Genomic DNA, 22093 nt, shown 5'->3' with positions numbered 1-22093 from the left:
AGACAAGTTTCCCCAAAAGGGTTAGCTAGTGCTGCCGCCATCACGGTCGGCCGCGAAAAAAGAACGAATTGGCCGTGCGGTGGGATACCCCCTCGACGAAAACTTCTCCCATCCCCCATTTCCATACTGTCGCCCGTATCCGATTGATGTATGGAGGGAACTCCAGAAAAAGACGTGCACGGAGGCGGCAATGGATCACCCGGATAAATCCAAGACGGACAAGAACCTGACGAGCGGCGATCTCGACGAGCAGGCGCTCTTCTTCCACCGCTACCCCCGCCCCGGCAAGCTGGAGATCCAGGCGACCAAGCCGCTCGGCAACCAGCGCGATCTGGCGCTCGCCTATTCGCCGGGCGTTGCCGCCCCTTGCCTTGCCATCCGCGACAATCCTGAAATGGCGGCTGAATATACGTCGCGCGCCAATCTCGTCGCCGTCATCTCCAACGGCACCGCCGTGCTCGGCCTCGGCAATATCGGCCCGCTGGCTTCCAAGCCGGTCATGGAGGGCAAAGCCGTGCTCTTCAAGAAATTCGCCGGCATCGACGTCTTCGACATCGAGATCGACGCGGCAAGCGTCGACCAGATGGTCTCGACCGTCAGCTCGCTGGAGCCGACCTTCGGCGGCATCAATCTCGAGGACATCAAGGCGCCGGAATGCTTCGAGGTCGAGCGGCGCCTGCGCGAGAAGATGAAGATCCCGGTCTTCCATGACGACCAGCACGGCACGGCAATCATCGTCGCCGCCGCGATCCTGAACGGGCTCGAACTTGCCGGCAAGGCGATCGAGAACGTCAAGATCGTCGCATCCGGCGCGGGTGCCGCCGCTCTTGCCTGCTTGAACCTGCTGGTAACCCTCGGGGCAAAACGTGAAAACATCTGGGTCCATGACCTCGAAGGCCTCGTCTATGAGGGCCGCACCGAGTTGATGGATGAGTGGAAGGCCGTCTACGCCCAGAAGAGCGACACGCGTACACTGGCTGAAAACATCGGCGGCGCCGATGTGTTTCTCGGGCTGTCGGCCGCCGGCGTGCTGAAGCCGGAGCTGCTGGCGCAGATGGCCGACAAGCCGCTGATCATGGCGCTCGCCAATCCGACGCCGGAGATCATGCCGGATCTCGCCCGTGCTGCCCGCCCGGATGCGATGATCTGCACCGGCCGCTCGGATTTCGCCAATCAGGTCAACAACGTCCTCTGCTTCCCCTATATCTTCCGCGGCGCGCTCGATTGCGGCGCCGAAACGATCAACGAGGAAATGAAGATGGCGGCCGTGCGCGCCATCGCTGCCCTTGCCCGCGAAGAACCGTCGGATGTCGCCGCCCGCGCCTATTCCGGCGAGACCCCGGTCTTCGGCCCGGATTATCTGATCCCCTCGCCCTTCGATCCGCGCCTCATCCTGCGCATCGCGCCGGCCGTCGCCAAAGCCGCCGAACAGAGCGGCGTCGCGCGCCGTCCGATCCAGGATTTCGATGCCTATTTCGATCAGCTGAACCGCTTCGTCTTCCGCTCCGGCTTCGTCATGAAGCCGATCTTCACCGCGGCCAAGGCCGCCGAGCGCAAACGCGTCATCTTCTCCGAAGGCGAAGATGAGCGCGTGCTGCGCGCCGCCCAGGTGCTGCTTGAGGAAGGCCTGGCCAAACCGATTCTCATCGGCCGTCCGCAGGTCATCGAAACCCGGCTCAAGCGCTACGGCCTGCGCATTCGCCCGCTGCAGGATTTCGAGGTCATCAATCCGGAAGACGACCCGCGCTTCCGCGAGTATGTCGATCTCTATTTCTCGCTCGTCGGCCGCCGCGGCGTCATTCCGGAAGCCGCCCGCACCATCGTGCGCACCAACACGACAGTCATCGGCGCGCTGGCGCTGAGGCGCGGCGAAGCCGATGCGCTGATCTGCGGCCTCGAAGGCCGCTATGAAAAGCATCTGCGCGATGTGCGCCAGATCATCGGCAAGCGCAAGGACGTGCGTGATTTCTCCGCGCTCAGCCTGATGATCTCGCAGCGCGGCGCCACCTTCTTCACCGACACCTACGTCACCTTCAATCCGAGCGCCGAAGAGATCGCCGAGTCGACGGTGCTGGCGGCCGAGGAAATCCGCCGTTTCGGCATCACCCCGCGCGCTGCCCTCGTCTCGCATTCCAACTTCGGCTCGCGCGAATCCGAAAGCGCCACCAAGATGCGCAACGCCCTGCAGCTCGTCCGCGACGCCGCCCCCGATCTCGAGGTCGATGGCGAAATGCACGGTGAAAGCGCCATCACCGAAGCCCTGCGCAAGCGCGTCATGCCGCACACGACCCTGCACGACGAGGCGAACCTGCTGGTCTTCCCGAACCTCGACGCCGCCAACATCACGCTCGGCGTGGTCAAATCGATGACGGATGGACTGCATGTCGGCCCGATCCTGCTCGGCGCCGCCATGCCCGCCCATATCCTCGCTCCCTCGGTCACCTCGCGTGGCGTCGTCAACATGGCGGCATTGGCCGTCGTCGAGGCATCGCAGCCGGCATAAGCCGGCTGCTCGCAACCCGGCGAGAAATATCAGACAGCCCGGATCAACAGGCGCCCTTTATCCGCGAGCGCATCGGCACGTTCGTTGCCGGCAATGCCAGAATGGCCTTTGCACCAGGTAACGGTCATCAGGGCGTTCTGCGATAGTTGAAGATCGACTGCCTTCCACAGTTCCGCATTGTCGATCGTTCGCCTTCGAGCGTTTCCATTCGGGCTGCTTTTCTTCCAGCCGTTGTTCTTCCAGATATGTCGCCGGCTGTTGCAGCCTTTGACGGCATAGACGGAATCCGACCAGATGGTCGCAGCTTCGCCGGCTGCTTCGCTATTGATCCAGATTGCAGCCTTCAGGACGGCGGTCAATTCCATCGAATTATTGGCCGACTCCTGGACGCCACCGCATCCGGAGGCGATTTCCACCGCATCGCGATAGGCCACAAATGCCCAGCCGCCGTGCTGGGAACCGGGTTCGTAACAACCGTCCACGAAGATGTGAAGGCCGTGTTGAGCTTCGCGCATCCCGCCGGTTGTTGCAGGCGAGCGGAGTTCGCTGAAGATGCCTATCATTCTCGCCCCGCCCTCGCCTTTGCTGCGCCCGCCGCGCGAATAGCGACGGTCTGCGCGCCGCTTGACGCGGAATGCACCCCGTCGATTGTGCCGACCATTGACGATAGTAGCGGCAGTAGTGCCTATTGCCGAGGGGGAACTATGGGGCAGCGTCGATCATGGACAATCCGTTGAGCAATTGCGGTGAGCGCGATCGAAACGTAACCGTTCGTCGTATTCTCAAGGTCAATCATGCTGGCGAATTCGGCGCAATTCGCATCTATGGCGCACAGATCTGGATGGCCCGTAGGCTGTTTCCCGACATCATTCCCGCACTCCGCGAAATGCGAGACGACGAGATCAAGCATTGCCGCCTGTTTCGCGACGCAATGCCGTCCAGGAAGGCCAGGCCATGCCGCGTCATGGCATTCTGGAGCCTCGGCGGTTACCTGCTCGGTTTCCTGACAGCCCTCGGTGGACGTAACATGGTCTGGATCTGTACCGAGGCGGTCGAAAGCACCGTTCACCGTCACCTTGAGGATCAATTGGCTTTTCTGGAGGCCGGTGACCCCGAGCTTCATGGCCTTATCGCCTCCATTCAAGAGGAAGAATTGGCTCATCTCAGGGAGGCCGAGAAAAACCAGACAGCACGCGGAATGAGCCACACACTGCTCCTGCCCGTCGTCGCCGCACTCACCGATCTGATGATCTGGCTCTCGACATGGGGAGACTCAAGCTGGATGCGTGCCGAAATGGCCCGCTCGAAGCAGAGCTGACAGTCCGCGACCGGATCTGTCCGCGAGCGACTTCAGGCGCGACGCGGTCCATCCGGGGAATCGCCGGCCTCTGCTGGATAAGATCACGAAAATACGCTAAGAATTTCTCTGAGCTTATTAAGAGAAACACGCTAAGAGGAAACGCGCGGCGAAGTGACGTCGCACTCGACCCATCGACCGTTTTGCTCATTCCGGGACGACGCCGTGAAACGCCGAAACCTGTCTCTTGCGCTTCTCCTTGCCTTCGCGACGCCCGTCACCGCGCAGACGAGCGCCATCTGCGACGACCTGCGCGGCCGCCTCGCCGACCTGCCGCGATCGATCGGCAACGGTAATGGTCCGGAAGCGCGCCAGTTTGCCAGTGCCATAGCCGAGCAGAACCTCGAGCTGCGCAAGGTCCGCAACGACCTGCGCAGCTACGGCTGCACCTCGGGCAGCATGGTGGTGATCGGCGGCGAGAATGCCGATTATTGTGATGAGCTCTCGCAGGCTGAAGCCCGGATGATCGACAATATCCGGTATCTCCAGGATCGCCGCGCCGAACTGCGCGGTCAGGGCGGCGGTGATGACGGCGGGCGCCGCGAACTGATGGCTGCTCTTGAGCGCAATGATTGCAACAGCGAGAATTTCTACGCCCCGTCCGAGCGCAGCGCCAACGACCCTGCCCCGAGCATCGAGGAACAGGCGATGCGCGCCGACACCTTCATTCCGCTCGGCGGCGGTGAAGAGTTCGACCCGCGTTACGGCCTGCCGAGGACCGAGATGCTTTCGCCGGTCAGCACCATCTGCGTGCGCAGCTGCGACGGCGGCTTCTTCCCGATCAGTTCGAACACCACCTCGGTCGATTTCGGCCGCGATGCTGAGACCTGCGCCAAGATGTGTCCCGGCATCGAGACCGAGCTTTTCTATCGAGACGTGAGGAGCACCGAAGCCTCGAACATGATTTCGGTGGCAACCGGCACGCCCTACAGCGCCATGCAGAACGCCTTCGCCTACAAGAACCGCGCGCCCGGCGAGAAAAATGCCTGCGCCTGCAATCTCGCCGCCTATTACGAAGAGATGCGCGACAAGCAGGCCCTGAGCGAACCGCCGCAGCAGGGATCGATCACCACGATCCGCACCAATCCGCCGGCGAAAGATACCGCGGCTGCGCCAACGGCACCCCAGCCGTCCGTCCCGGAGCGTCCCTATGACCCTGCGCAAAACAAGGTCCGGCAGGTCGGACCGCAGTTTCTGGCGGGCGACCAGGGTTCGATCGATCTCGCCAACCCGGCAACACCGGGCCCGCAGCCGCAACAGCAGTGACCGCTACGGCTCGCTCCGTCCCCAGCCATCGTGGAAGACGAGCTCCTCGAGCGGCAGCCGCTGCCGCCAGCCTTTGACGGAGAGCTCCGGCTCGTCGTAAAGCCGGTCGACGAAGCCGGCGCAGAGCCAGGCGACCACCTCGATATGATCGGGTATGCCGAGAATGGTTTTCAGCTCGCCTTCGCGAAAGATGCTGACCCAGCCAATGCCGATTCCTTCGGCGCGCGCCGCGAGCCAGAGGTTCTGGATGGCGCAGACCGTCGAATAGGAATCCATCCGTGGATTGTGCGTGCGGCCCAGAACGACGCTGCCGCTGCGCGTGGGGTCGCAGGTCACGCATATGCCGAGCGGCGCCTCGACGATGCCTTCGAGCTTGAGGGAGCGGTACGCCTGCCGCCGTTCGCCGTCGAACATCAGTGCCGCCTCCTCGTTGGCCTTCGCAAAAGCGTCCCGGACGCGTGCTCGCACGGCTTCGCTTTTCACCAGGATGAAGTTCCACGGCTGCATGAAGCCGACGGAGGGAGCGTGATGGGCGGCGCTCAGAAGCCGCGCCACGACGTCATCCGGCAACGGATCGGGCAGGAACTGGCTGCGAACATCGCGTCGCGTCATGATCGCGTGATACACGGCCTCGCGTTCGGCGAGAGAAAAACCGGACGCCGCTGAAACGGCATCCTCATCAAAGGGTCGCATCGTCAAATCCCCAACAACGCAACCGCCCGCCGTCCGCGCGGGTTGGGTCTATCTTGCCAGGCCGGTCTTCTGACTTGGCGTCATCCGCCTGCCGCAGCCTTCCCGGCAAAAGCCAGTGGCGTGATGAAGCGGCGGGCGTCAGCCTTACAGCGTTGGGCACGTTCCGGCCTTGCACCGGATTCCCGATTCTCCCGCCTGAAGAGCGGGCACCTGACGAAGCATCTATTTCAGGAAAGCGACGCGGCAGCAAGCACCGGCCGACCGTGCGAGAGCGAAACAACCTGCGTGTGCCCTCGATCCCATTCTACTTTATGATTTATTCACACATCAAATACACACTGTTTTCGCGCGTTTTGGGTTGCAGCTCGGACATGGGCATGATCGCTCTTGATGTAACCGTCAGCGTGGATGCCCGTGTTGATATGCCGGTCGCAAATATCCGACCGAGCCGCAATTCCAGGCCCCGCGGATGTTCCATTTCTTGAAGACGATGCCTCTGACAGCCAAGCTGGCGGCGATTATCGTTGCCGTCAATCTTTGCGGCATATCCGCCTTGGCCACCTATACGTGGATGTATGAAACCCGCGCCCTGATCGACGGCGCCAAGGCAAACTGGTCGAAGGATGTGGAGCAGTTTGCATCTCTGGCCGCAGGCGGCGTGAAATGGGGCAAGGCGAATGCGGTTCGCGAGGCCTATTCGCTCTACCGCGACGATCCCTCGCTCGATCTCGTGCAGTTTGCCGCATTCAACGCCGAGCCCGCTGCCGTCGATACGTGGACACGCGACGGCATTGCCGGTCTGCCCGCGCCAGCCGATCTGGCGAAGCGCCTCGGTGCGAAGCCCGATAAAACGACAATCGACGATAGCGGCATATCCGCCGGTTTGGTCACGATTATCGCACCGCTGCCGTTGGACAAATCAGGCAAGACAACCGGCTACATCGTCACCAACTGGTCTGTCGAAAAGATCGCTTCCGCGGTCAAGCAGAAGGTTCTGGTTTCGCTGCTCACGCAGTCCGTCATCACCGCCCTCGCCGTCATCGCCTTTCTTCTCGCCATGCGCAGCCTCGTTGGCCGCCCCCTCAGAATCCTCAGCGAACGCATCGGGGCGCTGCAGCAAGGCGATCTGGCCTCCCCCGTCACCTATAAGGAGAATGGCGATGAAATCGGCTTTCTCGCGCGGGCGCTAGAGGTGTTCCGTCACGAGGCGATCGCGAAGGTCGAAAGAGAGCAGGCCGCTGCCGAGCAGAGCGCCTCGTTCGACGCCGAACGGGCACGCAACGCATCGTTGACGGAAGAAGCCAGCAGCCGGCAGCGGCTAGTGATGACCACCCTAGCCAATGCATTGGAAAAGCTCGCCGCCGGCGACTTCTCGGTCCAGCTTGCCGATCTCGGTCCCGAATTCGATAAGTTGCGGCAGGATTTCAACAACATGGTCCAGGCCGTTGCGGCCGCGCTGACGGAGATCAAGATCGCCTCTGTCGCGGTTGAAGGCGGATCGAGCGAACTGGCCTCCTCCGCAGATCAGCTCGCCAAGCGGACCGAGCAGCAGGCGGCAGCACTCGAGCAGACCGCCGCTGCACTGGATGAAGTGACCACGACGGTCAAGACATCATCGCAGCGCGCTGAAAAAGCGGGAGAATTGGTCGAAGAGACGAAACGCAGCGCCCACGTATCGGCGACAGTCGTGCGCGACGCAATCGGAGCGATGGACAGAATCCAAACCTCCTCCAGCCAGATCGGCCGCATTATCGGGGTCATCGATGAAATTGCATTCCAGACGAATCTGCTGGCGCTGAATGCCGGCGTCGAGGCGGCGCGCGCCGGCGAGGCCGGCAAAGGTTTCGCGGTTGTCGCCCAAGAGGTTCGTGAACTCGCGCAGCGGTCGGCGAATGCGGCAAAGGAAATCAAGAACCTGATCAACGTGTCGGGCCAGGAGGTTGCCGCCGGCGTCGGACTGGTGAACGAGACCGGCGATGCCCTTCTGAAGATCGAGGAACAGATCAACCGCATCAGCGACAGCATCGCGTCCATTGTTCAGTCCTACCGCGAACAGGCGACGGGATTGCAGGAAATCAATGGAGCGATCAACCAGATGGATCACGCGACCCAGCAGAATGCGGCGATGGTTGAGGAAACCAATGCCGCCTGCCAGGAACTGCTCTCGCAAGGACGCCAGCTGCAGGATTCGGCCGGCAGGTTCGTCGTCGCTGCGTCTGCGGCAAGCCAAGCCAGGCCCGTTTCCCCAAGTGCTCGTCACTCTCGCCCCGAGCCGAGAGCCGTCGCGCCGCGGCATGCAGGAAATGCCGCCGTCGCCACCGCTCCCGGCGCCTGGGAGGAATTCTGACGTCATCCGCGCCGACAAGCTTTATTTCTCAACAACTGATCACAGGAAGGGAACAGTTATGAAAAGAGTTGTGACCGCATTGCTTTTCGCCTCTGCCGCATTCACCGTGCCCATGGGCGTATGCATGGCCGAGGATGCCAAGCTTGCTCCGATCGCCGATTACGTGAAGAGCGACGTCAAGCCCTGGCTCAACGATCCCGCCATCATCGAGGCTATCAAGGCGCAGGACGCTGCGAATGCCAAGCTGAGCGAAGCCGACATCGACGCTCTCGATAAGAAATGGCGCGCCGAAGTCGATGGCTCCGATCACGCGATGATCGACGGCGTTCTTGGCAATGCGCTGTCGAAATTCCTTCAGGAAAAGAAGGAGTCCTCAGGCGGCAAGATTACCGAGATCTTCGTCATGGATGCAAAGGGGCTGAATGTCGGTCAGAGCGACGTCACCTCCGACTACTGGCAGGGCGACGAGGCGAAATTCCAGAAGTCCTTCGGGGCCGGCAAGGATGCCGTTTTCGTCGACGAAATCGAAAAGGACGAGTCGACCCAGACATTGCAGTCGCAGGCAAGCGTCACCATTTCCGACGATGCGGGAACGCCGATCGGCGCCATCACGATCGGCGTCAACGTCGACGCCCTGTGATCGCAGAAGCGGCCTTCATTTTGCGGCAATTTGGACTTGTCGCCCAGAAGCTGCGTGCTTCGGGCGACATATTTTAAGCCCGTCTCCCGCAGAAGCGATGGCCGCCCTCCGGGATGTCCGATTTCAGGCAGAAAATTCTGCGTGACAACAGACAGCCGCGACGCTACATACGCCTGATGTCGACGACTTCAATCCACGCCTCGCGATTTTATTGGTACCGCTGCTCCCAGCGGATGCGGGTCCATGCGTAACTGAAGTCGACGCGACGACAACCCGAACAGCCGCTAGTCTACCTGGCGGCTTTTTTGTTTCCGCACGGTATGACCAAACAGGAGCCACACCGTGTCCGATACCATCGACGATCTGCGTATCCTCGAGATCACCCCGCTGACCAAACCCGCAGATATCATCGCGGAAATCCCCCGAACCGCTGCCGTCAGCGAGACGGTGACCAGCAACCGTCATACAATCCATAAGATTCTCGAGGGAGACGACGACCGCCTGATCGTCGTCATCGGCCCCTGCTCCATCCACGATCCTGCTGCGGCGCGCGAATATGCCGAGCGGTTGGTGCAACAGCGGCAGCGCTTCTCCGGTGATCTCGAAATCGTCATGCGCGTCTATTTCGAAAAGCCCCGCACCACCGTCGGCTGGAAGGGTCTGATGAACGACCCGCATCTCGACGGCAGCTACCGTATCGAGGAAGGGCTGCGGATTGCCAGGCGCCTGCTGCTCGACGTCAATGCGATGGGCCTTCCCGCCGGCGTCGAATTCCTCGAGACGATCACGCCGCAATACATTGCCGACCTCGTCAGCTGGGGGGCGATCGGCGCGCGCACGACCGAAAGCCAAATCCATCGCCAGCTCGCCTCCGGCCTCTCCTGCCCGATCGGCTTCAAAAACGGCACGGATGGCGGCGCACGCGTCGCGCTCGATGCCATTCTCGCCGCCTCGCAGCCGCATCACTTCCCCGCCGTCACCAAGGACGGGCAGGCTGCCATCGCCTCAACAAAGGGCAACGAGGACTGCCACATCATCCTGCGCGGCGGCAAGCGCCCGAATTATGAGGCGGCCGATGTCCAGGCGGTGGTCAGCGAAGCCGTCAAGCTCGGTGTTCTCCCGCGCATCCTTATCGACGCCAGCCATGCCAACAGCAACAAGGACCCGATGAACCAGCCGCATGTGGTCAAGGACGTCGCCGGACAGATCACCGCCGGCAACCGCCACATCAAGGGCATGATGATCGAGAGCAACCTCGTCGCCGGCCGCCAGGATCTCGTGCCCGGCAAGCCGCTGGTCTACGGCCAATCCATCACCGACGGCTGCATCGACTGGGATATGTCGGTCGACGTGCTCGATAATCTGGCCCACGCCGTCCGCGATCGTCGCAAGGCCGCCGTCGCGGCCTGAGCGGCACTATCAAGCGCGGCGGGCAGATATCCCGCCGCCCATTCACAGGTCAATCTTCGTCCAAAAGATGCAGGCCCTCATCGATCCAGAAGCCGCCCCATGGTTCCGGTTTGACCAGACCATAGGAAGCCAGCACTTCGACCGCGTCTTCGCCGGCACTCATGGACTTGTGAACCAGCCCGTTTCGACCATCATCCATATACTGAACACACATGGAGGCCAGAGCCTTAAGGATCGCTCTTTCTTCAAGTGTCATTGAAATTAAGCTTCCTGCTCGGTCAAAACTTGAGACGGTGATTGTTAAAGTACAATCTCGCCACCCACCACCCCGTCATCAATGTTGGCTCGATCGCCGGTGAGGGCTTTTCACGACGTGCGCCTGTGCAGGCACTTAGAGGCGACGACCATATTATAAGCGGTCACGGTTCGAATAGAGTCGAGATATTCATTCTCGTCATAAACGACGTCACTTAAAAACAGGAGCGCAATCTTGTCCTGTGACTGGAGCATAAGCTCCTCTTCCGGCGAAAGCGGCAGGTCATCGAAAAAGCTCATGGCATTATAATTCCTGAAGTACGTCTCGTTACCGCAAGCATATCTCATATCGTGCTGAATATAGAATTTGGCGATGGGAACCGCCATCTGATTTAAAGCTTGAGACTCTTGGTATTTTCCGAACAACAGTAGGTACTCCACCGGAAACACGGCAAAGAATAAAATAGGACAGCAGGTTATGATGGCTAATGTCCCGAACAACACGGCGCGCACGATCGAGTAACTTCCCTTAACCTCATTGGCGGGATCTATCTAGGCCCATTACCATATCAGATGGCGAAGCCCTATAGAGAACATACTGTCCCCACCGCCCCATCATTATCTGGCGCCTTGTGGCATGCTGGCGAGAGCGATTTCACACGTGCCTCGACCACGACCTTGGCTTTCGCCAACGTGTTGTCACGGCACGGAGCCGTTGCCATGCCTGGGAAGCAAAGGATCAGGACAAGAATTATCTGCAGGCGCAGCCGTGTGGCTAATGTTGAAGGCATGTTCGCGTCTCTCCAGGGCGCGGCCAATGCCTATTCCAGAAGGGTTGCGTCGGGCTTAAGGCCACCACCACCCCATAAAAAAATGGCGGTGCGCCGCTCTCAAGATCTCGCCGGGAAATAGCGCACATAGGCAAATTCGTCACCATCTGGTGACCAGCAGGGCACGTTGATCGTGCCCTGCCCGCCGAACAGCTCGAACAACGTCTTCAGATTGCCGCCATCCATGTCCATCAGCCGCAGCCGCACATCGAGATCGCGCGGATGGTCGAAAACCGAGGGGTCGTAGGACAGGATCAGCACCTTGTCGTTCCTGGGCGACGGATGGGCGAACCAGTTGCCCTGATTGTCCGACGTCACCTGCTCCAGCCCGCTGCCATCGGGATGGATGCGCCAGATCTGCATCAGCCCGGTGCGGCTGGAATTGAAATAGATCCATTGCCCGTCGGCGGAATAATCCGGCCCGTCGTTACGGCCCTCGCCATGCGTCAGCCGTGTCTCGACACCGCCCTCGACCGAGATCGTGTAGATGTCGAAGAGATCGTCGCGGATGCCGCAATAGGCGAGCTCGCGGCCATCCGGCGACCAGCCGTGCCAATAGGAGGGCTGATTTTCCGTAACGAGCCGCGGCGTGCCGCCTTCGATCGGCAGGATATAGATCGCCGACTTGCCGAACTCGCTCTTGTCGGAAATGACGATCTCGGTGCCGTCGGGCGAGATGCCGTGATCATTGTTGCAGTTGACGGCAAAGCCGGTATCGACCTGAACAACCTCGCCGCCATCGAGCGGCAGCCGGAAGAGCAGCCCGTCGCCATTCAGCAGGAGATAGGAGCCGTCGGGAGCAAAATTCGGCGCTTCCACCAGCCGATCCGTCTGCCACACCTCACGTGCCCTGCCCGTCCTGACATTGTAGATCTCGACCGAGCTGCGCATGTCTTCTCCTCCCCGATGTCGACGGCGTCAACGATCTCGATCGCTTCAGCGATCCCGGAACCGGTTGGTGATGGGATAACGCCGATCACGCCCGAAATTCTTCTTGGTGATCTTCACGCCCGGCGCCGACTGCCGGCGCTTGTATTCGGCGAGATAGAGCAGGTGCTCGACGCGGTGAACGGTGGCGACGTCATGGCCGCGCGCGACGATCTCTTCGACCGCCATCTCCTTCTCGACCAGGCATTCGAGGATATCGTCGAGAACGGGATAGGGCGGCAGCGAATCCTGGTCCTTCTGGTCGGGGCGCAGTTCTGCCGAGGGCGCCTTGTCGATGATATTCAGCGGGATCACCTCGCCCGACGGCCCCAGCGCAGTCGGCGGCACGTTTTCGTTGCGCCAGCGGGCCAGCGCATAGACCTGCATCTTGTAGAGGTCCTTGATCGGGTTGAAGCCGCCATTCATGTCGCCATAGAGCGTGGCGTAACCGACCGACATTTCCGACTTGTTGCCCGTCGTCACCACCATCGCGCCGAACTTGTTGGAGATCGCCATCAGGATGACGCCGCGCGCGCGGCTCTGCAGGTTCTCCTCGGTGATGCCGCTCTCCGTGCCCTCGAAAAGATCGGAAAGCGCGCTGCTGAAGCCCGTCACCGGCTGCTCGATCGGCACGATGTCGTAGCGGCAGCCGAGCGCCTTGGCGCAATCGGCCGCGTCCTTCAGCGAATCCTCCGAGGTATAACGGTAAGGCAGCATGACGGTGCGTACCCGCTCCTCGCCGAGCGCATCGACGGCGATGGCCGCGCAGATCGCCGAGTCGATACCGCCGGAGAGGCCGAGCACGACCGTCTTGAAGCCGTTCTTGTTGACGTAATCGCGAAAGCCGAGCAGGCAGGCGCGGTAATCGGCCTCCTCGCCCTCGGGGATCCGCGCCATCGGCCCTTCGGCGCAGTGCCAGCCGCTTTCGCCGCGCTTCCACGTCGTCACCGCAAGCGCCGTCTCGAACTCGCTCATCTGGAAGGCAAGCGACCTGTCGGCATTGAAGGCGAAACTCGCGCCGTCGAAGACGAGCTCGTCCTGGCCGCCGAGCTGGGCGGCATAGATCAGCGGCAGACCGGTCTCGATCACCTGCTTCAGCACCACCTGATGACGGATATCGACCTTGCCGCGGTAGTAGGGAGACCCATTCGGCGACAGCAGGATTTCGGCGCCGCTTTCGGCCAGCGTCTCGCAGACGCCGAGCTCGCCCCAGATATCCTCGCAGATCGGAATACCGAGCCTCACTCCACGGAAATTGACCGGCCCGGGCATGGCGCCCTGATGGAAGACGCGCTTCTCATCGAACTCACCGTAATTCGGCAGATCGACCTTGTCGCGCACCGCGATGACTTTGCCGCCGTCGAGCACGGCGACGGAATTATAACGCCCGTTCTCGTCCTGCCGGGGAAAACCGATGATGACGCCCGGCCCGCCATCGGCAGTATCGGCGGCCAGGCTCTCGACCGCCTTCCAGCAGGCGCGGATGAAGGCCGGCTTCAGCACCAGGTCTTCCGGCGGATAGCCGGAGATGAAAAGCTCGGTCAGGACGAGCAGATGCGCGCCCTCCCGGGCCGTATCGGCGCGCGCTTCGCGGGCCTTGACGAGATTGCCGGCGACGTCGCCGACCGTCGGGTTGAGCTGGCCGACGGCAATGCGGAAGATATCAGAGAGAGCGTTTTCCTGTGTCATGTCATTTATTTAGCTTGCAGCATCCGCAACGGCAACATGTTCGCGACGAAAGCTGCATCCTGCGGTGACGAAATTTTTATGACCGGACGCGCCGCGGCCTCGCGGCATAGACACTCATTGCAATTTGCCGGAGGAGCGGAATACTGCCCCAAAAGGCGACTGCATCGATAACGGACACCGGAAACAGGCCATGTCTAATATTTCGAACTTCATGCACCATCATTTCGACAAGCCGGCCGATGAACTCGGCGACATCGAAAAACGCGTGCTGGCGAAGACCCATGAGCGGAAGGTCATCTCGACCGACGTCAATGCCGCCTTCTCCGCCGAAGCTTCGTTCGGCGAGCGTGTCGCCGACGGCATCGCCCGTGTCGGCGGCTCCTGGTCCTTCATCATCGCCTTCCTGGCATTCCTCGCCGTCTGGACGATAATCAACACCATACTCCTGGCGACCCGCGCCTTCGACCCCTACCCCTTCGTCTTCCTGAACCTGATCCTGTCGATGCTCGCCGCCATCCAGGCGCCGATTATCATGATGTCGCAGAACCGCCAGGCCGAGCGCGACCGCTTCGAGGCCGCAAAGGATTACGAAGTCAATCTCAAGGCCGAGCTCGAAGTGCTCTCCCTGCATCAGAAGATCGATATGCATGTGCTGACCGAGCTGACGGCATTGCGCGAGGACGTCGCCCGCCTCACCGCCGCGCTTTCAGCCAGAAGCTAGACCGGAAACCTGTCATATTGCGGCAGGCCATCCGTAATCTCGTAGAAATCGCCCTTGTCAGTGCAGTAAATGTGGTGACCGAAGGAAAGGCCAGTGGGCTCGTCGAAGCTTCCGGCCAGGACCGAAACCTCCGGCGATTCGTCGCCCTGCCAGAACAGTGCCGAGCCGCAATTCCCGCAAAAGCCGCGCTGCGCCTCGCCGCTCGACCGATACCAGCGGACCGCTTCGGCGCCCTGCACCGAAAGAGCAGTGCGCGACACGTTGGCCGCGGCATAATAAAATCCCGTCTGCCGGCGGCACTGCGAGCAATGGCAGCCGACGACAGGTCCGGGCTCGCCCGCAATCGAATATCGCACGGCGCCGCAAAGGCAGCCGCCTGTATGCCGTTCGGTCATGACCACTCCTCCATTTTGCAGGAGGTTGCCGCCGATCGCCGCGGGCGTCAAATCCATTCCGTTCAACGAGAGATCAGAAAATTTGAAGCACGCTCGCCTCGCATGGACTTGGCCGGTACGCGACCTTCCGCTGTTGCCTGTCGACAACACCGATCGATCTCCTCACGTCACCAAGTTGAATTGATCCGGCTTCTCGGCGATACTGAGGGTTCAATTCATTCAACCCTGGGGAGACTGTCATGAGAGCGATCCTGTCCAAACAGAAAGGAAACATCGCCCACAAGGACATTCTGCCTCATGAATATTCCGTTCTCCCGCGCGCGGAAAAACGCGCGACGCCATAACGCCTTCCTCACATTCTTCCTGGACGACCCCGCCGCTGACCGCGGCCGGCGCTGGTCGCGCATGCGAAAATTTCTTTCCTACTACCGCCCGCATCTGCCTCTGCTGCTGGCGGATCTGCTTTGCGCTATCCTCGTTGCCGGCACGGCGGTCGCCCTGCCGCTCTGCGCCAATATCGTCACCAGCCGCCTTCTGGCCCTGCCCGATGCGCCGCAGGCCTTCACCCAGATCCTGGTGATGGGCGGCGTCATGCTGGCCGTTCTGGCAGTCCAGATCGCCGCGATCTTCTTCGTCGATTATCGCGGCCACGTCATGGGCGCCCGTATCGAAGCGACGGTGCGGCAGGAACTCTTCGAGCATTGCCAGAAACTCTCCTTCAGCTTCTACGACCGCCAGCGCACCGGCCAGCTGATGAGCCGCATCACCAACGACTCCCTCTGGCTCGGCGAACTCTTCCACCACGGCCCCGAGGATCTTGCCATCGCCGTGCTGAAATATGCCGGCGCCATGCTGGTGCTCTTCTTCATCGACCCGCCCTTGGCGACCCTGATCCTGCTGCTCACGCCGGTCGCGGTCGCTTATGCGCTCTATTTCAACCGGCGGATGAACCGCGCGCTCGAAGCCAGCAAGCGGCAGATCGCCGCCGTCAACGAGCGCGTCGAGGACGCTCTGGCAGGTATCCGCGTCGTCCAGTCCTTCGCCAACGAGGCGCTGGAAAGGCAGCGCTTCGACGAACAGAACCAGCGCTTCCTGCAAAGCCGCGCGGAGGGCTACCGAAGCGAAGCCTGGTTTTCGGTCGGCACCGAAACCTTCGCCCAGCTCGTGACGATATTGGTGATCATCGTCGGTGGCCTGCGCATCCTGTCAGCGGATCTCACCGTCCCCGATATGCTGACCTTCCTGCTCTGTGTCGCCGTATTGGTCGATCCGGTGCAGCGGCTCGCCAATTTCGTGCGGCTCTGGCAGGAGGGCTATACCGGCTTCATCAGGGCTATGGAAATCCTGGAGATCGCGCCCGATATCACCGATCGGCCGGACGCCCGTCCGATGCCCGTGCCTAAGGGCGAGATCAGCTTTTGCGACGTCGCCTTCGGCTATGAGGCCGATGGCCCCAGCGTTCTGGAGCGGCTGTCACTGACCATCGCCCCCGGAGAGTTCGTCGCTCTGGTCGGCCCCTCCGGCGTCGGCAAGAGCACGCTCTGCGCCCTCATCCCGCGCTTCTACGATGTCGCGGCCGGGGCGATCCGGATCGACGGCACCGATATTCGCGACGTGACACTCGCCTCGCTTCGGCGCCATGTCGGCGTGGTTCAGCAGGATGTCTATCTCTTCGCCGGCACGGTTGCGGAAAACCTGCGATACGGCAGGCCGGGCGCGACCGATGCCGAGCTCGAAGCGGCTGCCCGCGCCGCCAATGCGCACGATTTCATCATGGCCTTGCCCAATGGCTATGACACCGATATCGGCCAGCGCGGCGTAAAACTTTCGGGCGGCCAGCGCCAGCGCATCACCATCGCCCGCGCCTTCCTCAAGGATCCTGAGATGCTGATCTTCGACGAGGCGACCAGCGCGCTCGACAATGAGAGCGAACGGGCGGTGCAGCAGGCGCTGCTGAGCCTGGCGAACGGCCGAACCACCCTGGTCATCGCCCACCGCCTGTCGACCGTCCGACATGCCGACCGCATCCTGGTCCTGACGGGCGACGGCATCGTCGAACAGGGCACGCATGACGATCTGATGGCGCAAGGCGGCGTTTACGCCAACCTGCACAGCGTTCAGGCCAGCATTTGAGTGCAGCAAACGGCTGTCGGGGAGAAAGCGTATGCCGCATGCCTCTTCGTGCCGCGTACGCTTCTCATCCGGGCCACCTGCATTCGGCATGTTATGCCGATCTGCCCGGTGGAGGATCTGGCGAAAGCGTCCTCACACACTCCCTCATTCCTGTGCCTGTCACAGGAATCCAGCCACGGCGCGTCTGCGCCGTGATTGAATCAATACCCAAGGAAAAGAGTCTTTCGCGCCCAAGGACTTGGGCGCACTGGATTCCTGTGACAGGCACAGGAATGAGGGAGAAGATAAGCAGCGGGCATATGGCACCGATCTGCTTTGCCGAGGACACGTCCCATTTCCCGCAAGGGAGTACCCGCAGGAAAGCGCAAGACGAGTAGACCAACTGTCAACAAAAAAGCCCGGGCGAACCGGGCTTTTCTCCATCCATATCAACCGGCCTCAGCCGTTGGCGACCATGCGCTTCTCGTCGCGGCCGCCCTTCATGCGCTCGGCAAGCAGGAAGGCGAGTTCGAGCGCCTGGTCGGAGTTAAGGCGCGGATCGCAATGGGTGTGGTAGCGATCCTGCAGATCGTCGGCGGTGACGGCGCGGGCGCCGCCGGTGCATTCCGTCACGTCCTTGCCGGTCATTTCGACATGGATGCCGCCGGGATGCGTGCCTTCGGCGCGGTGGATCTGGAAGAAGCTTTCGACTTCCGACAGGATCCGCTCGAAGGGACGGGTCTTGTAGTTGTTGAGCGTGATCGTGTTGCCGTGCATCGGGTCGCAGGACCAGACGACCTTGCGCCCCTCGCGCTCGACGGCGCGGATGAGGCGCGGCAGGTTTTCGGCGACCTTCTCATGGCCGAAACGGCAGATCAGCGTCAGCCGCCCGGCTTCGTTAGCCGGATTCAGGATATCGATCAGCTGCAGCAGATCGTCGGCCTGCAGCGATGGGCCGCATTTAAGCCCGATCGGGTTCTTGATGCCGCGGCAATATTCGATATGCGCATGGTCGGCCTGGCGCGTGCGGTCGCCGATCCAGATCATGTGACCTGATGTGGCGTACCAGTCGCCCGAGGTGGAATCGACGCGGGTCAGCGCTTCCTCGTAGCCGAGCAGCAGCGCCTCGTGGCTGGTGAAGAAATCGGTCTCGCGCAGGCTCGGGTGGTTTTCCGAGGTGATGCCGATCGCCTTCATGAAATCCATGGTTTCGCTGATGCGGTCGGCCAGCTTGCGGTACCGCTCGCCCTGTGGGCTGTCCTTGACGAAGCCGAGCATCCACTGATGCACGTTTTCGAGGTTGGCGTAGCCGCCCATCGCGAAGGCGCGCAGAAGGTTGAGCGTCGCGGCCGACTGGCGATAGGCCATGGCCTGGCGTTCCGGGTTCGGGATGCGCGACTCCTCGGTGAATTCGATGCCGTTGATGATGTCGCCGCGATAGGCCGGCAGCGTCACGTCGCCCTGCTTCTCGACGTTCGATGAACGCGGCTTGGCGAACTGGCCGGCAATGCGGCCGACCTTGACGACCGGCAGCTGCGCGCCGAAAGTCAGCACGACGGCCATCTGCAGGAAGGCGCGGAAGAAGTCGCGGATATTATCGGCGCCGTGTTCGGCGAAGCTTTCGGCGCAATCACCGCCCTGCAGCAGGAAACCGTTGCCTTCGGCGACATTGGCGAGATGCTTCTTCAGCCGGCGCGCCTCGCCGGCGAAGACGAGCGGCGGATAGCTGGCGAGCGTTGCTTCCGTTGCCGCCAAAGCGGCTGCATCCGGATATTCGGGAACCTGCAGGATCGGTTTCTGCCGCCAGCTGCTCGGGGTCCAATTCTCTGCCATGTCACTCACCTGTTCTCGCCCCAGTTCCTGGAATGCGGCCTAGCCTTGATAATCCGGCGGCTTATAGACCTTTAGATCCGGCTTGCAAAGATCAATCGCCCAAAGCGTCTCGTCTGGCCGCCGCAGTCGGCCAGTGCCCGGTTAAACCGGCATATACCATGTCGATTTCCCCATATTTTAGACTTTGAATGTAGAACCGGAAAGAGTTTCAACATCGGGGACATGGCATGGCGATCCTTCCGCCCGGTTTCATATCGGACCGCTCGGGCAATTTCGGCATCATGACGGCATTGCTGATGGTGCCGCTTGTCGGGACGGCAGGCATGGCGGTGGACTTCGCCCATGCGCTGAGCCTGAGAACCCAGCTCTATGCCGCAGCCGACGCCGCCGCCGTCGGTTCGATCGCCGAAAAATCCAGCGCGGTCGCAGCCGCGATGGCGATGAACGGCAACGGCACGATCTCGCTCGGCAAGACCGACGCGCGCAACATCTTCATGTCCCAAGTGTCGGGGGAACTGGCCGAGGTTCACGTCGATCTCGGCATCGACGTCACCAAGACCGCCAACAAGCTGAATTCGCAGGTTTCCTTCACAGCGACGGTGCCGACGACCTTCATGCAGATTTTTGGCCGGGACTCGATTACGATCTCCGGCACGGCGACTGCCGAATACCAGACCGCCGCCTTCATGGATTTCTATATCCTGCTCGACAATACGCCCTCCATGGGCGTCGGCGCGACGCCGAGCGACGTTTCAAAGCTGGAGGCCAAGACAGGCTGCGCCTTTGCCTGCCACCAGATGGACAAGAGCACCAACAACTATACCATAGCCAAAAGCCTCGGTGTCGCCATGCGCATCGACGTAGTGCGCCAGGCGACCCAGGCGCTGACCGATACGGCCAAGACCGAGCGCATCAGCAGCGACCAGTTCCGTATGGGCGTCTACACTTTCGGCACCAAGGCCGAGGACGCCAAGCTGACGACGATCTCCGGCCTCACCTCCGACCTGACGAAGGTGAAGAACTATACCGACGCGGTCGATCTGATGACCATTCCCTATCAGAACTACAATAACGACCAGATCACCAACTTCGACAGCGCCATGACGCAGATGAACACCATCATCGACCCGGCCGGTGACGGCACGTCGAACACCAGCGCCGAAAAAATCCTGTTCTTCGTATCCGATGGCGTCGGCGACAGCTACAAGCCGTCCACATGCACCAAGAAGACGACCGGTGGCCGCTGTCAGGAACCGATCGACACCTCCTTCTGCAAGCCCCTGAAGGATCGCGGCGTCAAGATCGCCGTGCTCTATACCACCTATCTGCCGTTGCCGAGCAACAGTTGGTACAATACCTGGATCAAGCCCTTCCAGAGCGAGATCCCGACGAAAATGCAGGCATGCGCCTCGCCCGGTTTCTATTTCGAGGTGTCGCCGACCGAAGGTATCACCGATGCGATGAAGGCGCTTTTCCTCAAGGTCATCCGCGCGCCACGGATCACCAGCTAAAGAACTGGGACTTAGACGCGCTTTCCCTCGCGAATCCGATAGCTCGGCGCATACATGGTGACCAGCTCCTCGGCTGCCGTCGGATGCAGCGCCATCGTCTGGTCGAAATCATCCTTGGTGCAGCCGGCCTTGAGCGTGACGCCGAGCAACTGCGCCATTTCCCCGGCATCGTGGCCGAGGATGTGGGCGCCGACCACCTTCCGGCTCGCCGCATCGACGATCAGCTTCATGATCATCCGCTCGGACCGGCCCGAAAGCGTGGCCTTCAGCGGCCGGAACTGGGCACGATAAACCTCAAGCTCGCCGTAACGCTTGGCCGCCTCCTCTTCCGAGAGACCGACGGTGCCGATCTCCGGCTGCGAGAAGACAGCGGTCGGGATCAGCTCGTAGTCCGGCCGCGTCGGATTGTTCTTGTACTCGGTTTCGATGAAGCACATTGCCTCGTGGATCGCCACCGGCGTCAGCTGTACCCGGTTGGTGACATCGCCGAGGGCATAGATGTTTTCGATGTTGGTACGGGAATAGTCGTCGACGATGATGGCGCCGCGCTCGTCGACAGCGACGCCGGCCGCCTCCAGACCGAGCCCCTCGGTGTTGGGATCGCGCCCGAGCGCCAGCAGGACGACGCCTGCCTGCAGCGTGCCATTATTCATCGTCTCGAGAGTGAGCCCGTCCTCGCCTTTGGAGACCTTCTGCAGCGTGTCGTGGCAGAGAATGCGTATGCCCTTGGCGACCATCGCCTCGTGCAGCCCGCGCCTCAGATCCTCGTCGAAACGCGACAGGATTTCAGCGCCGCGATAGATCAGCGTCGTCTCGACGCCGAGACCATGGAAAATATTGGCGAACTCGACGGCGATATAGCCGCCGCCAGCGATCACGATCGATTTTGGCAGCTCTTCGAGATGAAAGGCCTCGTTGGAGGAGATGCAGAATTCGTGACCGGGAAGGGCCGCATGCGGGTTCGGCCTTCCGCCGGTGGCGATGATGATGGTCTTGGCCGTCACCGTCTGTCCGGTTTTCATCAGCCGGACCGTATGAGCATCGACCAGTTCGGCGCGCGTTTCCAGGATGTCGGCATTGGCGCCGCTGAGGCCCTTCTTGTAGAGGCCTTCCAGCCGCGCGATCTCGGCATCCTTGGCCGCGACCAGCTTCTTCCAGTCGAAGCTGCTTTCGCCGACCGTCCAGCCAAAGCCCTCCGCATCCTCGAAATGTTCATGAAACTGCGAGGCATAGACGAAGAGCTTCTTCGGCACGCAGCCGCGGATGACACATGTGCCGCCATAACGATATTCCTCGGCGATCGCCACCCTCTTGCCGAGCGAGGCGGCAACGCGGGCGGCGCGCACCCCCCCGGAACCGCCGCCGATGACGAAGAGGTCGTAGTCGTAGGAAGACATGAGGAACTCCGGAAGGGAATCGCAGGAAAGGACGTTCCTGATATAGGGGCGATCCTCATGAAAACAAAAGCCCCGCCCCTGCCTCTTCCCGCTCTCCATTGCCGAATCTTGATCTGAACCCTCGCTCACCGTTTACGGTTGAGCACGGTCACCGTTTCCGGTTGACCCGGTCACCGTTTCCGGTTGACCCGGCCAGCTGAGGCTGGC

At 61.4% G+C, this 22093-nt stretch carries 18 protein-coding genes and 1 riboswitch; of the genes, 9 read left to right on the top strand and 9 right to left on the bottom strand.

Translation table 11 applies throughout. From position 1 onward, the window contains the following. Positions 1-190: 190 nt before the first annotated feature. Positions 191-2503, top strand: coding sequence for an NADP-dependent malic enzyme (locus CO655_RS18535; protein ID WP_097605187.1), 2313 nt, complete (start codon positions 191-193; stop codon positions 2501-2503). Between the two features lie 29 nt (positions 2504-2532). Here the strand turns inward: CO655_RS18535 and CO655_RS18530 are convergent, their stop codons facing one another. Next, positions 2533-3066 (bottom strand): ribonuclease H, encoded by a 534-nt coding sequence (locus CO655_RS18530; protein WP_097605188.1) that lies wholly within the window; start codon positions 3064-3066, stop codon positions 2533-2535. 158 nt (positions 3067-3224) lie between these two features. On the opposite strand from CO655_RS18530, the gene CO655_RS18525 reads away from it, so the two are divergent. Together CO655_RS18525 and CO655_RS18520 are read left to right on the top strand one after the other, a co-directional pair. Then, positions 3225-3821: a demethoxyubiquinone hydroxylase family protein gene (locus tag CO655_RS18525; protein WP_097605189.1), complete on the top strand. Its 597-nt coding sequence runs from the start codon at positions 3225-3227 to the stop codon at positions 3819-3821. 204 nt (positions 3822-4025) lie between these two features. Then, positions 4026-5126, top strand: a complete 1101-nt coding sequence (locus CO655_RS18520; protein WP_097605190.1) for a DUF2865 domain-containing protein — start codon at positions 4026-4028, stop codon at positions 5124-5126. 3 nt (positions 5127-5129) lie between these two features. Here the strand turns inward: CO655_RS18520 and bluB are convergent, their stop codons facing one another. Next, on the bottom strand, positions 5130-5819 hold the full coding sequence (bluB, locus tag CO655_RS18515; protein WP_097605191.1) for a 5,6-dimethylbenzimidazole synthase: 690 nt from the start codon (positions 5817-5819) through the stop codon (positions 5130-5132). 41 nt (positions 5820-5860) lie between these two features. After that, a riboswitch (cobalamin riboswitch) is annotated at positions 5861-6048 on the bottom strand. Positions 6049-6288: 240 nt separating this feature from the next. On the opposite strand from bluB, the gene CO655_RS18510 reads away from it, so the two are divergent. The 3 genes from CO655_RS18510 to CO655_RS18500 all read left to right on the top strand — a co-directional run bounded on the left by CO655_RS18510 (position 6289) and on the right by CO655_RS18500 (position 10216). Next, a complete protein-coding gene (locus CO655_RS18510) occupies positions 6289-8166 on the top strand; it encodes a HAMP domain-containing methyl-accepting chemotaxis protein (protein WP_097665830.1) in 1878 nt (625 codons plus the stop codon). Between the two features lie 58 nt (positions 8167-8224). Further along, positions 8225-8806, top strand: a complete 582-nt coding sequence (locus CO655_RS18505) for a hypothetical protein (RefSeq protein ID WP_097665828.1) — start codon at positions 8225-8227, stop codon at positions 8804-8806. Positions 8807-9148: 342 nt separating this feature from the next. After that, entirely contained in the window at positions 9149-10216 is a 1068-nt protein-coding gene (locus CO655_RS18500; RefSeq protein ID WP_097665826.1) for a 3-deoxy-7-phosphoheptulonate synthase, read from the top strand. 49 nt (positions 10217-10265) lie between these two features. On the opposite strand, the gene CO655_RS18495 is transcribed toward CO655_RS18500, so the two are convergent. The 4 genes from CO655_RS18495 to CO655_RS18480 form a co-directional block, all read right to left on the bottom strand. Then, positions 10266-10472: a hypothetical protein gene (locus tag CO655_RS18495; RefSeq protein WP_097665824.1), complete on the bottom strand. Its 207-nt coding sequence runs from the start codon at positions 10470-10472 to the stop codon at positions 10266-10268. A 110-nt stretch (positions 10473-10582) separates the two neighbouring features. Beyond that, complete coding sequence (locus tag CO655_RS18490) at positions 10583-10984, bottom strand: hypothetical protein (protein ID WP_097665822.1); 402 nt, start codon at positions 10982-10984, stop codon at positions 10583-10585. 377 nt (positions 10985-11361) lie between these two features. Next, positions 11362-12192 (bottom strand): TolB family protein, encoded by an 831-nt coding sequence (locus CO655_RS18485; protein ID WP_097665820.1) that lies wholly within the window; start codon positions 12190-12192, stop codon positions 11362-11364. 45 nt (positions 12193-12237) lie between these two features. Continuing rightward, positions 12238-13917, bottom strand: a complete 1680-nt coding sequence (locus tag CO655_RS18480) for an NAD+ synthase (RefSeq protein ID WP_097665818.1) — start codon at positions 13915-13917, stop codon at positions 12238-12240. A gap of 190 nt (positions 13918-14107) precedes the next feature. Here CO655_RS18480 and CO655_RS18475 point away from each other — a divergent pair, with 190 nt between their 5' ends. After that, positions 14108-14638 (top strand): DUF1003 domain-containing protein, encoded by a 531-nt coding sequence (locus CO655_RS18475; RefSeq protein ID WP_097665816.1) that lies wholly within the window; start codon positions 14108-14110, stop codon positions 14636-14638. Here CO655_RS18475 and CO655_RS18470 read toward each other — a convergent pair. Then, positions 14635-15033, bottom strand: a complete 399-nt coding sequence (locus CO655_RS18470; protein ID WP_097665952.1) for a GFA family protein — start codon at positions 15031-15033, stop codon at positions 14635-14637. The genes CO655_RS18475 and CO655_RS18470 overlap by 4 nt on opposite strands. A 297-nt stretch (positions 15034-15330) precedes the next feature. Here CO655_RS18470 and CO655_RS18465 point away from each other — a divergent pair, with 297 nt between their 5' ends. Next, complete coding sequence (locus tag CO655_RS18465; protein WP_097665814.1) at positions 15331-17166, top strand: ABC transporter ATP-binding protein; 1836 nt, start codon at positions 15331-15333, stop codon at positions 17164-17166. Between the two features lie 438 nt (positions 17167-17604). On the opposite strand, the gene CO655_RS18460 is transcribed toward CO655_RS18465, so the two are convergent. After that, positions 17605-18978, bottom strand: coding sequence for a 3-deoxy-7-phosphoheptulonate synthase class II (locus CO655_RS18460; RefSeq protein WP_003579666.1), 1374 nt, complete (start codon positions 18976-18978; stop codon positions 17605-17607). A gap of 227 nt (positions 18979-19205) precedes the next feature. Here CO655_RS18460 and CO655_RS18450 point away from each other — a divergent pair, with 227 nt between their 5' ends. Then, entirely contained in the window at positions 19206-20489 is a 1284-nt protein-coding gene (locus CO655_RS18450) for a pilus assembly protein TadG-related protein (protein ID WP_097605202.1), read from the top strand. Positions 20490-20500: 11 nt separating this feature from the next. On the opposite strand, the gene gor is transcribed toward CO655_RS18450, so the two are convergent. Beyond that, the gene (gor, locus tag CO655_RS18445; protein WP_097665812.1) at positions 20501-21886 is read right to left on the bottom strand and encodes a glutathione-disulfide reductase; all 1386 of its coding nucleotides are present in this window, start codon (positions 21884-21886) and stop codon (positions 20501-20503) included. Between the last annotated feature and the right edge of the window lie 207 nt (positions 21887-22093).

The sequence above is a fragment of the Rhizobium sp. M1 genome, from assembly GCF_002531805.1.
Lineage (GTDB): Bacteria > Pseudomonadota > Alphaproteobacteria > Rhizobiales > Rhizobiaceae > Rhizobium > Rhizobium etli_C.
Note: the sequence above shows the minus strand (reverse complement) of the source record. Positions and strands in the feature narration are given on the sequence as shown.

What these genes read in the sequence shown, in the direction of transcription:
- CO655_RS18535 (WP_097605187.1), top strand. Translation starts at nt 191, where the DNA reads ATGGATCACCCGGATAAATCCAAGACGGACAAGAACCTGACGAGCGGC.
- CO655_RS18530 (WP_097605188.1), bottom strand. Translation starts at nt 3,066, where the DNA reads ATGATAGGCATCTTCAGCGAACTCCGCTCGCCTGCAACAACCGGCGGG.
- CO655_RS18525 (WP_097605189.1), top strand. Translation starts at nt 3,225, where the DNA reads ATGGACAATCCGTTGAGCAATTGCGGTGAGCGCGATCGAAACGTAACC.
- bluB (WP_097605191.1), bottom strand. Translation starts at nt 5,819, where the DNA reads ATGCGACCCTTTGATGAGGATGCCGTTTCAGCGGCGTCCGGTTTTTCT.
- CO655_RS18510 (WP_097665830.1), top strand. Translation starts at nt 6,289, where the DNA reads ATGTTCCATTTCTTGAAGACGATGCCTCTGACAGCCAAGCTGGCGGCG.
- CO655_RS18505 (WP_097665828.1), top strand. Translation starts at nt 8,225, where the DNA reads ATGAAAAGAGTTGTGACCGCATTGCTTTTCGCCTCTGCCGCATTCACC.
- CO655_RS18495 (WP_097665824.1), bottom strand. Translation starts at nt 10,472, where the DNA reads ATGACACTTGAAGAAAGAGCGATCCTTAAGGCTCTGGCCTCCATGTGT.
- CO655_RS18485 (WP_097665820.1), bottom strand. Translation starts at nt 12,192, where the DNA reads ATGCGCAGCTCGGTCGAGATCTACAATGTCAGGACGGGCAGGGCACGT.
- CO655_RS18480 (WP_097665818.1), bottom strand. Translation starts at nt 13,917, where the DNA reads ATGACACAGGAAAACGCTCTCTCTGATATCTTCCGCATTGCCGTCGGC.
- CO655_RS18475 (WP_097665816.1), top strand. Translation starts at nt 14,108, where the DNA reads ATGTCTAATATTTCGAACTTCATGCACCATCATTTCGACAAGCCGGCC.
- CO655_RS18470 (WP_097665952.1), bottom strand. Translation starts at nt 15,033, where the DNA reads ATGACCGAACGGCATACAGGCGGCTGCCTTTGCGGCGCCGTGCGATAT.
- CO655_RS18465 (WP_097665814.1), top strand. Translation starts at nt 15,331, where the DNA reads ATGAATATTCCGTTCTCCCGCGCGCGGAAAAACGCGCGACGCCATAAC.
- CO655_RS18460 (WP_003579666.1), bottom strand. Translation starts at nt 18,978, where the DNA reads ATGGCAGAGAATTGGACCCCGAGCAGCTGGCGGCAGAAACCGATCCTG.
- CO655_RS18450 (WP_097605202.1), top strand. Translation starts at nt 19,206, where the DNA reads ATGGCGATCCTTCCGCCCGGTTTCATATCGGACCGCTCGGGCAATTTC.
- gor (WP_097665812.1), bottom strand. Translation starts at nt 21,886, where the DNA reads ATGTCTTCCTACGACTACGACCTCTTCGTCATCGGCGGCGGTTCCGGG.